Origin of the sequence: Parahoeflea alexandrii, from assembly GCF_027214025.1 — a bacterium.
Lineage (GTDB): Bacteria > Pseudomonadota > Alphaproteobacteria > Rhizobiales > Rhizobiaceae > Hoeflea > Hoeflea alexandrii_A.
Map to the genome: position 1 here is coordinate 551,633 of NZ_JAPWHB010000005.1, position 11,696 is coordinate 563,328.

Below are 11,696 nucleotides of genomic sequence, written 5' to 3' on the forward strand. Positions count from 1 at the left end.
CATCATGACCCAGACTGCAAACCGCTTGAAGAACCTGCGCGCGGCCATGGCCGAAACCGGCACGGATCTGGTCGTGCTTGGACCGGGCGCCCACATGCACTGGCTCCTCGGCTTCCACCCGCACGGCGATGAACGGCCCTGCCTGCTGCTGATCGGCCGCGAGCGCGAGGTGTTCCTGATGCCGGCGCTCAATGCCCAGGGAACGCGGGCCGAAACCGATATCGCGTTTTCCGAATGGGCCGACGAGAACGGACCCGACGCAGCATTGAAGCAGGCCTTGGAACAGATCGGCGTCACTGGCTCCGTCAAGGTGGTTCTCGATGAAACCATGCGCGCCGACTTCGCGCTTCTGGTGCTGGGCGCGCTGCCCGGCGCCCGCCATGATTTCACCCTCGATACGGTGGGCGCGCTGCGCATGCGCAAGGATGCCGGTGAATATGCGAAGCTCAAGGAGAACGCGCTCATCGACGACCGCGCCATGCAGGCGGGCTTTGCCGCGCTCAAGCCGGGCGTCAGCGAGCTGGAAATAGCCGATGTCATTCGCGCCGAATTCGCCCGCCATGGCGCAAAGCCGGAATTCACCATCGTCGGGTCGGGGCCGAACGGCGCTTTCCCGCACCATGCGACCGGCAATCGCAAGCTCCAGCCTGGCGATGCGGTGGTCATGGACATCGGCGGCCGCAAGGACGGGTTTCCAAGCGACATGACCCGCATGGCCGTGATCGATCATGCCCCTGAAGGCTACGAAGAGGTGCATGCCATCGTCGAACGTGCCGTCTGCGCCGCACTGGTCGCGGCGCGTCCAGGCGTCAAGGCGATGGATGTGGATGCGGCGGCGCGCAACGTGATCGCAGAAGCCGGCTATGGCGAGTATTTCGTTCACCGGCTTGGCCACGGGCTCGGCATCGAGGTGCACGAGCCACCCTTCCTGACTGCGACCTCTGAGACCGTGCTCGACGAGGGCATGGTGTTCTCCATCGAACCCGGGATCTATCTTCCCGGCCGCTTCGGCCTGCGGCTCGAGGACATCGTCATCCTGCGCGCCGACGGTCCCGAGATTCTCTCGTCGCTGCCGCGCGATTTTCACGTGGCCTCGGCATGACCGGGCCCGCGCACGATCCGATCACCTTCAGCGTGATCCAGGCCGGGCTGACGGCGGCGGCCGACGAGATGTTTGCGGTGCTCAAGAAGACGGCAATGAGCCCGATCATCTACGAGGTGCTCGATGTCGGAACCGGCATCACCGATGCAAGAGGCGAGCTGGTCTCGTCGGGGGCGGGGATCCCGACCTTTGTCGGGGTGCTCGACAAGGCGGTCAAGCGCATCCTGGAGATCGAAGGAGCCGACAAGGTGCGCGAAGGCGACCTCTTCGTCACCAACGATCCCTCCTATGGCGGGGTGACGCATCTCAACGATGTGGTGATTGCCATGCCGGTGTTCGCCAGGGGCGAGCTCGTTGCCTGGACCGCATCGATCGCGCACTGGAACGATATCGGCGGCATGACGCCCGGATCGATGTCGACAAAGGCGAGCGAGATCTTCCAGGAAGGCCTGCGCCTGCCGGCGGTGCGCCTGTTTGACGCCGGGGAGCTTTTGCAGCCGGTGTTCGACATCATCATGGCCAATTCGCGGCTGCCGGATTTTGTCCGCGGCGATCTCTGGGCGCAGGTGGCAGCGAGCCGCAGGGCCGCGACGCGGGTCGCGCAACTGGTGGAAACCTACGGCCTCGAGATTTTCAAGGAAGCGCTCGAAAACCTGTTCGAGGAAGGCGAGCGGCGTGCGCGCGCAGGCCTCGCGCTGTTGCCGAAGGGCACTTTCCGAATCGAGGAGGAACAGGATGACGGCGCGCTCTGGCAGGCCGAGATCCGCATCACCGACGATACGTTCACGGTGGACCTGTCGAACAACCCGGCCCAGCGGGCAGCACCCTACAACACCAGCCGCGACGGAGCGGTAATCTCCTCGCAGATGATCTTCCGGGCCCTGTCGGATCCGACGCTCGCCGCCAATGCGGGATCGTTTAGGCCGCTTCAAGTGATCACCCGGGAAGGCACCATCTTCCATGCCACCGGCACCGCGCCGCACGGCTATTACTTCGAAACCCGCATAAGGCTCTACGACATGCTGTGGCAATGCATGGCGCGGGCGCTGCCGGAGCGGATGCCCGCCGGCCATTTCGCCTCGATCTGCGGCACGGTCCTGGCGGGCGATCATCCCGATACCGGCCGCCGCTTCACCATGGTCGAGCCGCAGATGGGCGGCTGGGGCGCGACGGCCGAGCGTGACGGGCTGGATGCCATGTATTCCGCCAGCCATGGCGAGACGTTCAACTGTCCGGTCGAGATCTGCGAAACCCGCTACGGCATCGATGTCGGCTACAAGCGGCTCAATGAAAGCGCCGATGGCCGCGGCGCGCATTCGGGCGGCAAGGGCCTGTCGGTTTCCTACAAGCCACGCGGACGGACCGTGCTCGCCGGCGGCTACAGCCGCAACCGGATCCCGGTCTGGGGCCTGAACGGCGGCGACAATGGCGGCACCAACGCGATCGCGGTCAGGCGCGGGGATGGGACGAGCGAAAGCTATGCATTCGTCAGCGGCCTCGAGGTGCAGCCGGGCGACGAGATCGTCATCTCGACCGCCAATGGCGGCGGCTGGGGCATGCCGGGCATGAAAACGGATGAATGAAGGAGTGGCAGTCACGAGCTGCGACCCGCCCAGGGGAAGCTCCCGCTTGTCTGTCGCTATTTCCGCTTGAACAGAAGCTCGCAGTTGCCGATCCGGTCATCCAGGCGCGCAAGCCAGTCTTTCGCTGGTGCGTCTTTCAACAGATAGGCGTCCAGAAACGCGAGCGTAAGCTGTTCAACAGCCTGCTTGTGCGCAGGCACGGGCGACTGGTCGGGCCGTGCGATGCCGCCGAGATAGTGATTAGCATCGGTCAGGAGAGCGAGATACTTGTCGCCCGGCGGCGCAAATTCATAGGGCTCCACCTTCCAGTGCCAGTCCTGGCCCTTGGCTCCACCGTCAAGCGTGCCGGTCACGTTGAGCAGCGGGCCGCTGATATCGTCCCATGATCCTTCTCGCAGGCCCTGCTGGTCACGGCCCTGCGCGCTGAGCAGGATCGCGGCTGAGAAGCGGTCATCCCTGAAATTTCGCGGTCCCTCGCCGGGGAGATCGATCCAGGCACCGGCCAAGAGTTGCGAGGTGTAGGCGCCGAAGGAATGGCCGGCGATGGCTCCGGGAACCGGATCTGGCAATCGTCCGCACGTCCCGGCCATGATCGCATCGAGTCCGCCCATCACCCGCCGGACAATCCGAATTCGCTCGAACCAGTACCATGGCTCATGCAGAATCTCGAACATGCGTGCCCGGACCTGCGGATCGGCCTGCCAGGCCGAGAGGTCGCCGGCCGGATCGAGACCGAGATGCGGTTCGGCTGCGGCAACCGCCCCGATCCAGTCGGGGAAGGTCGGGTGGATCACCAGATAGCCACGAGCCGCCCAGTATGCGGAAAGATCTGCATAGTCACGGCCGCTGGCGCTCAATCCGTGGCAAAAGACGACGTATCCCCGGGGAAGGCTGTCTTCCGGCCAGCGGCACACAAGCGGCAGCGCCATCCCGTCGGTCACGCCGGTCAGTTCGATGTCGGTTCGTACCTTGACGTTCCCGTGCCGGGAGGCGGGCGGATACGAGGCTTCGCTCATGAAACAACGGACTCCTTGTCCTTGGCGGTTCTCACCGTGTCGCAGGTTTCGGTGGCATGGAGAAAGCAGCTCGCCGTCCCGCCGCCGTCGATCGCATAGGCCGGCGGCATTTCCGACCGGCAGCGCGACATGACGTGTGGACAGCGGTTCTGGTAAGGGCAGCCCGACACCGACAGCCGCGGCGCGTCGGAAGCCGGGGCGGACTTGCGCGCTGTACGCCTCTGCCGCTGCGCCTGCGGATCAAGCAGCGGCACGGCATCGAGCAGCGCCCTTGTATAGGGGTGCGCCGGCGCATGATAGACGCGGTCGGACGGACCTTCCTCGACGACATGGCCCAGATACATCACCGCAATGCGGTCCGAGATGTGGTGCACCAGCGCCAGATCGTGGGCGATCATCAGATACGCGATGCCAAACTCGGCGCGTCGTTCATAGAGCAGGTTGATGATCTGGTTCTGGGTCGACACGTCGAGTGCGCTCACCGGCTCGTCGAGCACGATCAGCTTCGGTTGCAGTGCCAGCGCCGAGGCAATGGCGATGCGCTGCCGCTGGCCGCCGGAAAACTGGTGCGGATGGCGGTCGAGATGTTCCTCGGAAAGCGACACCAGCTTCAAGAGTTCGACGGCGCGGGCCCGCCGCTCTGCCCGGTCCATGCTGGTGTGCACGCGCAGCGGCTCGGTGACGATCGCCTCGACCGTCATCGACGGATTGAGCGAGGAATAGGGGTCCTGGAACACCGCCTGGATCTGGCTGCGGATGGCGGGCGGATAGCGCGTCTTCAGCGACGCCAGCTCGACGTCGCCGAAGCGGATCGAGCCGCTGGAGGCCTTGACCAAGCCGAGCACGGCGTTGGCGATGGAGGATTTGCCGGAGCCCGACTCTCCGACCAGCCCAAGCGTCTCGCCGGCGCGGATCGACAGGGTCGCCCCCTTGACCGCATGAAACTGTTTTCCGCCGAAGCCAAACAGCGAGCGGCCAGAATAGGTGACCTGGAGGTCGGTGATCTCAAGCAGTGGATTGTCGGTCACGACGCCGCCTCCATGCCGAATTCGCAGGCACGGATGCAGCGCACCTGTCTCTCGGTGCCGACCAGCGGGATGCGCGCATCGCAAGCAGCGATTTTGTAATCGCAGCGATCGGAGAAGCGGCAGCCGACCGGCCAGTCGCCGGGTCTTGGAACATTGCCGCGAATGGTCGGCAGCGGCGGCATGCGGTCGGAGGCATGCGGCATGGCGCTGAGCAGGCCGCTTGTATAGGGGTGCCGCGGTTCGGCAAAAAGCGGATCGACATCGGCCATCTCCACCATCTCGCCCGCATACATGACCGCGATGCGGTCGCAGATGTCGGCCGCGACGGCGAGATCGTGGGTGACGAACAGGATCGCCATGCCGAACTCGGCCTGCAGGTCGCGGAACAGATCGAGGATCTCCTGCTGCACGGTCACGTCGAGGGCGGTGGTCGGCTCGTCGGCGATCAGCAGCGATGGATTGCAGCTCAGCGCCCGGGCAATCGCCACGCGCTGGGCCATGCCGCCGGACAGCTCGTGTGGATAGGCCCGCGCACGCTCCTCCGGCCGCGGGATACCGACGCGGTCGATGAGTTCCACCGTGCGGTTCCAGGCCTGTTTCCGGGTGAGGCTCTGCTTCATGCGCAGAACCTCGGAAATCTGGCTGCCAACGGTGAAAGCCGGGTTGAGGCTGGTGGTCGGATCCTGAAAGACCATCGCAGCCTCGTTGCCGCGCACCTGTTCCATCTGATGGCGTGTGAGCTCCCTGAGATCCCGGCCATTGAGCATGATCGAGCCGTGAGTGGTGCGGACGCCGGTTGCGAGCAGGCCAAGGATCGCAAGCCCGGTCAGGGTCTTGCCGCTGCCGGATTCGCCGACCAGACCGAGCGTCTCGCCCCTGGCGATGCTCAGAGACAGGTCGGTGATCACCGGAACTTCGCCGCCGCTCCGCGCCGGCACCATCACCTGAAGGTTTTCGACCCGCAGGATCTCGTCCGCACGGCGGGCGAGCGATACGGGTTCTGCAGCCACCGGTTCTGGCGCAAAACGCTGGGCCGGCTTATCCGGCGTGACGGCGACCGCGATTCCCCGGCCGATCGAATCGCGCAGCACGTCACCCAGGAGATTGACGGAAAGCACCGTCAGGATGATTGCAACGCCGGGAGGCACCGACAGGAACCAGTTGAAGTCCATGAAGGCCGCGGCAGTGTTGAGCATCGTGCCCCAGCTTGCCTGCGGTGGCTGGACGCCAAGTCCGATAAAGCTCAGGCCCGCCTCGGCAAGCAGCACCGCGCCGACGGTCAGCGTCACCTGCACGATCAGCGGCGGCGCGATGTTGGGAAAGATGTGCCGGATGAGGATGCGATTGTCCGATGCGCCGACGACGCGGGCGGAGCGGACATAGACTTCCTCGCGCTCGGCCAGCACCACGCCACGCGCCAGACGCAGGAACGAGGTGGAAAACAGGATGCCGAGTGCGATCATCGCCCGGTGCAGTCCCGCGCCGAGAATGGCGATGATGACGATGGCCACCATGATGCCGGGGATCGAGACCACCGCCTCGACGATGCGCATGACGACCCAGTCCCACATTCCGCCGCGGTACCCGATGAACAGTCCGATGGGCACGCCGAGAAGGACGGCGATCGTGGTTGCTTCCGCCGCCGCGATTGCTGCGATCCGGCAGCCATGGATCAGCCGGCTGAGCACGTCGCGCCCGAGGTCGTCGGTGCCGAGCCAATGGGCAGCGGACGGTCCCTGCAAGGCTTCCATCAGGTTCTGTCGCAACGGGTCGTAGGGCGACACCCAGTCCGCGAAAACGGCGAGGAAGGCGAGAAGCACCAGAAATCCCGTCGCCATGCCGGTGATGATCTGCGCACCGTTCGGCCGCCACCGGGCGCGGTGCCGCACCGCTCCAGACAGATTGTCGGACTTGATGGTCATGAGGGCCGCGCCTTTGGATTGAGCAGGCCGTAGATGATGTCGGTCGCGAGTTGGACCAGCACGACCAGTCCGACCATGACCAGCACCAAGCCCTGCAGCAAAGGAATGTCCTGCTGCCGGACTGCCGCGATGGCAAGCGTACCGAGCCCGTTGATGGCAAACACCTGCTCGACGATCAGTGCACCGCCCAGCAGAACGGTGATCTGGAAGGACAGAACGGCGACCACCGGCACAAGGGCGTTGGTCAGCGCGTGCCGGAAGATGATGCGCCGGGTCGACAGGCCCTGGGCCCGCGCGGCGCGGATGTAGTCCTGCTGGAGAACGCCGACCATCGCCGATCGCACCTGCCGCGCGATTGCTGCGCTCGAGGAGGTCCCGAGCGCGATTGAAGGCAGGATCACGCTGCGGAGCCACTCCCACGGAGACTCGGTCAGCGGCGTGAAGCCTGTTGCCGGAAACCAGCGCAGATTGACCGCGAAGATGGCGACCAGGATCAGGCCGAACCAGAAATTCGGGACTGCCTGTCCGAAGGTGGCGCCGATTGTTGCGAAGCGGTCCACCCAGGACCTGGGTCTCAGCGCCGCCGCAACGCCTGCGGCGACACCGATGACGATCGCTATGAGGGCCGACATCGCCGTCAGGGACAGCGTGACCGGGAGCCGCTGCATCACGGCTCCCATCACACTGACGCTGTTGAAGAACGAAGACCCCAGATCCCCCTGGACCGCCCGCCCGAGCCATTGAAGGTAGCGCAGGTGGATCGGCTCGTTGAGGCCCAGCCGTTCGCGCACGATCTCGTACTGTTCCTCTGTGCCGGTGTCGCCGATGATCAGATCGACCGGATCGCTCGGCAGCAGCGACGTGAACGAGAACGTCAGCACCGAGACGATGAACAACAGGGGCAGCAGCGCGAGAAGACGCTGAACGATGAGCTTCAACATGGGGGATCCGCTGTTCAGTCGTTCGCCTTGAGGCCACGAAGATTAATCGAATCCTCGCCGTAGCGATAGACGACCGTCGGGTTGGCGTCGGTCTTTTCGCTGGCACCGATGAGGATCGGCGAATTGGCCACGAAGATCAGGAATGCTTCCTCGGCCAGTTTCGCCGCGAGTTTCTGGTAGATCGGTCCGCGCACATCGGTCTCGACCGACTGCAGACCGGCTTCGGCCAGCGACAACAGTTCCTCGCTCGGCTTGGTCTTGAACGGATTGTAGGCGGCGTCCTCGTAGATGTAGCGAAGCGACAGGAACTTCGGATCGGTGTTGGTGTTCCAGACCAGATTGGTCGCCGGGAAATCCGTCGTGCGGCTGCGCCGCGCAAGGGTGCCTGGTTCCACCGGCGCGATGTTCATGGTGATGCCGATTTCCTTGAAGAAGCCTGCCAGCGCCTCGAGCCGCGACTGGTAGATCGGGATCGAGGGCATGTCGAATGTGAATCCGTCCGGGAACGCCGATTTGGCCATGTACTCCTTGGCCTTATCGACGTCGTAGGCATAGACGCCCTCGAGGTCCGGATTGTAGGCCCAGCTGCCCTTAGCGTAGGGCTGGTAGGAATCCTCAGACAGGCCGAACAGCACCGCCTTGCCGAACGCCGCGCGGTCGATGGAATGGGCCATCGCCAGCCGCACGTTGCGGTCGGCGAAGGCGGGGACGACGGTGCCCTCGCGGTCGGAGATGATCACGTGGTAATTGAGGCCGCCGGTGTTGCGGACGAGCTTCAGGCCTGCCGTGCGGTCGATGATCGCGGCCTGCGGGTTGGCGAGCCAGTTGCCGGCGTCGATCTGGCCGGTCTTCAGCGCGTTCAGACGCGCGGTGTCGTCCGGGATTTCCCACACCTCGTAGCGGGAAAGCCCGATCATTTCCTTGTCCCAATAGGTCGGGTTCGGCGTGTAAACCTGCACCTCGCCCTCGCGCGATTGGTCCTTGCTGTGAACATAGGGACCGGTGCCGATCGGATTGCGGTCGATCGTCGGATCGGCCATCGCCGCCGGGGCCAGCATCATGCCGCCGGTGTAGCACAGGCTGTCGATGATCGCCGGGTCCGGCTCCTTGAGCTTGATGACGAAGGTGTAGTCGTCGATCGCCTCAGCGCTTTCGACGGTCTTGAGACCCTCGATGATGGCAAGCTGGACGCCGCGGTTGATGTTGGCCGCGGCGACTTCGGCGTTGAAAGCCTCGCCGTTGGAGAAGCTTATGCCCTGGCGCAGCATGATCTTCACGTTCAGGCCGTCGATCTCGTATCCGGTGGCAAGCAACGGCACGGCCTTGCCGTCAGGCGCCTTCTCGAACAGCGATTCATAGACCGGCCGCAGGTATGGGACGCCGGAGCCGCTCTGCTGCTGCGGATCCATGGTGATGAGTTTCACCTGCTCGGCGTATTTGAACGTGCCCGAAGGTTCGGCATTTGCGGTCGCGCCAAGCCCCAGCCCGACACACACCACGGCCGACACGATTGAATTCCTTATCAAAGCTTTCATTTCTATTCCTCCCTATTGAATCCCAGTACGAACTCCCGTCGGCATCGGCCTGCAACCCGCTATCTTGCACTTTCGGGTCTGACCAATTCCGGCTCTGCAATCGATTTGTAAGTCTCGGTGTGCTCTCCCAGGTGCGGCGCACGCGGCAGTGCAGTCGCGGGCTGGCCGACCCAGCGAAACGCCGGCCCCAGTGCCACCGGTTCGCCCTCGACGCCGATGCCCGGCGTCTGTGGATAGAGCTCTGAGAGATACTCGCCGAGATCGCGCACCCGCGCCGCCGGCACGCCCGCCTCGTTCAGAGCCGTTTCCAGAGCATCGGCGGAAGCCGTTGCGAATGCCCGCCCCAGTTCGCCGCGCAGTTCTTCGGTCGCCGCGTTCGCAAGGAAAGCGCCGCTCGACAAGCCTGCAGGTAGAAAGGGTGGCAAGCACAGTTCCGGGCGGCCGAGCAAGCGGCAGAGTATGGTGAACTGCCCCATCGTGTTGGCTGCGACCGAGATATGACCGTCCGCCGTCGCGAAGGTTTCCGCGCCCGGACTTCCGACGAAACCGCGATTTCCCACACGTTCGGGCGCCAGTCCGCTCGACAGCGTATTGGCGACGGGGCCGGACATCAGCGCCAGCGCGCAGTCGACCATCGAAACATCCAGCGTGATGGGTGCTGTGTCGCCGCGAAGCCGGCGGATGAGCGCGGCGAGGATCGCTTCGGCCGCGGACATCCCCGTGGCGATGTCGATCACCGGAAATCCGACCTTCACCGGCGGCTCGTCGGCGCCGCCTCCCTGCAATGCCATCATGCCGGTCGCCGCCTGGATCACGTGATCATAGGCACCCCGAGCGCTGTTGGGTCCGCTCTGGCCCCAGCCCGAGATCGAGCAGTAAATAACGTCGGGGCGCACGGCGCGGATATCTTCGGGAGCAAGGCCCAGCCGGCGGGCGGCGCCCGGCCGGAAGTTCTCTACGAACACGTCGCAGCCGGCCGCGATCCGCAGAAGCAGCGCACGACCTTCCTCTGTCGCCAGATCGATCACAACGGACTTCTTGCCGGCGTTGAGCGCGCGAAAGCCGGGTGTCAGCCCGCTGAGTGCCGGCTGCATGTCTAGCGCCCGCATCGGATCGCCGCCGCCGGGCCGCTCGATCTTTATCACCTCGGCGCCCATACAGCGCAGGTGGTGGGTGGCACAGGGGCCAGCCAGCACATGGGTCAGGTCGAGGACCCTAAATCCTTCGAGCGGAAGCATGCAGTTCTCCTGTTCTCGGTGCTGGACGGCGCGGAGCGCTTCAAATGCGCTCCGGTCCCTGCCGGCACGAGGCTCCTCCCAGAGCCGCCTGGTCGAAGCATAGAGTTGAGTGTGCTATTACCGGTAGTTATATTTGCTAAGGTCTGTGTTACAGTTTCCTGAAACCTGAAGATGGATGCCTCGATGGACTTGAGACAAATCCGCTATTTCGTCGCCGCCTGCGAGGAGGGGTCGTTGAGTGCTGCGGCAATGCGACTGAACTGCACGGCGTCGGGGATCAGCCAGCAAATGAGCGCGCTCGAGGCGCGGCTCGGGGCCGGATTGCTCGAGCGAACGCGGCGCGGGGTCAAGCCCACGGCCGCCGGCTGGCGGTTCTATGCGCGTTGCCTGGCAATACTCAAGGCTGTCTCCGAGGCCGAGACCGAGCTCGAGGATTTCTCGGCCGGATTGAGCGGTACTGTCTCGGCAGGTTTCGCGCCGGGGCTCGCCAAGGCCGTGCTGCCGCAGACACTGGCCAGGTACACCCGTGAATTCCCGAAGATCGATATCGAGATATCGAGCGGGACCGCGGATGCCCTGGTCGCCGAGGCGTCCCGCGGCGGCCTCGACTTCTATGTCGGCCAGTTTGCCAAGCCGCAGGTGGGGCTGGCAGCGACCCCTATCGGGCGGTTCCCGGTTGCGCTCATCTCCGGATCGCGTCGCGGCTTCATGCCGATGCAACCGCTTCGCCTCAATGAAGTCTTGCCGCTGAAGCTCTCCATTCCGTCCGCGACCCACAGTCTGCGGCCGCGGATCGAAAGCGCCATGCGCAATGGCGAGATCGCGGTCGAACGCACCATTTCGATCGCTAGTCTCTCCGCAGGACTCGAGTTTGTGGCGCTTACCGACTGGTCATCGATCCTGCCTTACTGGATCGGCTTGAAGGAACTCGGCAACGACCGTGTCACCGTCAACCCCATCACCGAACCGGTGCTGAGTGTCGAACTGGCCCTCATTCACCCTGTAAGGCGTCCGTTATCCCGACCGGCGGAGTTGCTCTACAAATATTTTTTCGAGGAATTGAAACGCAGCGAGAGCGAGTGGGAGCGCATGCTTCGACAGGATTAACCAACGCTTACAGAAGCCTCTCGAAGAGATAAGAATTCTTGATTGTTGTTCAGGTCTTCCTTGTTGTCTGGAGGAACGTAGTGGTTCAAACCAGTGGTTGCGCCGAGTTGCAGAAATGGCCGGTACCGGCGGGAAACCGGCCGCCGCACGACAAGGCGGGTTATAACCCGCACCGCGGCCGGGAGGACTCAGGCCTGCAAGCGGTTACAAATGCAGCCTTGGTG

Annotated in this window: 9 protein-coding genes; 3 read left to right on the forward strand and 6 right to left on the reverse strand. The window is 64.3% G+C overall.

The features are described 5' to 3' along the window. Positions 1 to 4: 4 nt before the first annotated feature. Both O4H62_RS18925 and O4H62_RS18930 read left to right on the forward strand, forming a co-directional pair. Positions 5 to 1,102: a M24 family metallopeptidase gene (locus O4H62_RS18925; protein WP_269390204.1), complete on the forward strand. Its 1,098-nt coding sequence runs from the start codon at positions 5 to 7 to the stop codon at positions 1,100 to 1,102. Next, positions 1,099 to 2,685 (forward strand): hydantoinase B/oxoprolinase family protein, encoded by a 1,587-nt coding sequence (locus O4H62_RS18930; protein WP_269390206.1) that lies wholly within the window; start codon positions 1,099 to 1,101, stop codon positions 2,683 to 2,685. Before O4H62_RS18925 ends, O4H62_RS18930 begins: the two co-directional genes overlap by 4 nt. Before the next feature lie 56 nt (positions 2,686 to 2,741). On the opposite strand, the gene O4H62_RS18935 is transcribed toward O4H62_RS18930, so the two are convergent. From O4H62_RS18935 to O4H62_RS18960, 6 genes are read right to left on the reverse strand one after another with little or no spacing between them, the layout of a single operon-like run. Continuing rightward, positions 2,742 to 3,701 (reverse strand): alpha/beta hydrolase family protein, encoded by a 960-nt coding sequence (locus O4H62_RS18935; RefSeq protein ID WP_269390207.1) that lies wholly within the window; start codon positions 3,699 to 3,701, stop codon positions 2,742 to 2,744. Continuing rightward, on the reverse strand, positions 3,698 to 4,729 hold the full coding sequence (locus O4H62_RS18940; protein ID WP_269390209.1) for an ABC transporter ATP-binding protein: 1,032 nt from the start codon (positions 4,727 to 4,729) through the stop codon (positions 3,698 to 3,700). Before O4H62_RS18940 ends, O4H62_RS18935 begins: the two co-directional genes overlap by 4 nt. Further along, positions 4,726 to 6,651 (reverse strand): dipeptide/oligopeptide/nickel ABC transporter permease/ATP-binding protein, encoded by a 1,926-nt coding sequence (locus O4H62_RS18945; protein ID WP_269390211.1) that lies wholly within the window; start codon positions 6,649 to 6,651, stop codon positions 4,726 to 4,728. The genes O4H62_RS18940 and O4H62_RS18945 overlap by 4 nt, the downstream gene beginning before the upstream one ends. Further along, the gene (locus O4H62_RS18950) at positions 6,648 to 7,592 is read right to left on the reverse strand and encodes an ABC transporter permease (protein ID WP_269390212.1); all 945 of its coding nucleotides are present in this window, start codon (positions 7,590 to 7,592) and stop codon (positions 6,648 to 6,650) included. Before O4H62_RS18950 ends, O4H62_RS18945 begins: the two co-directional genes overlap by 4 nt. A gap of 14 nt (positions 7,593 to 7,606) precedes the next feature. Beyond that, positions 7,607 to 9,127, reverse strand: coding sequence for an ABC transporter substrate-binding protein (locus tag O4H62_RS18955; protein ID WP_269390213.1), 1,521 nt, complete (start codon positions 9,125 to 9,127; stop codon positions 7,607 to 7,609). Between the two features lie 59 nt (positions 9,128 to 9,186). Beyond that, entirely contained in the window at positions 9,187 to 10,365 is a 1,179-nt protein-coding gene (locus O4H62_RS18960; protein ID WP_269390214.1) for a CaiB/BaiF CoA transferase family protein, read from the reverse strand. Positions 10,366 to 10,548: 183 nt separating this feature from the next. Here O4H62_RS18960 and O4H62_RS18965 point away from each other — a divergent pair, with 183 nt between their 5' ends. Further along, positions 10,549 to 11,472: a LysR family transcriptional regulator gene (locus O4H62_RS18965; RefSeq protein WP_269390215.1), complete on the forward strand. Its 924-nt coding sequence runs from the start codon at positions 10,549 to 10,551 to the stop codon at positions 11,470 to 11,472. The last annotated feature ends 224 nt before the right edge of the window (positions 11,473 to 11,696 follow it).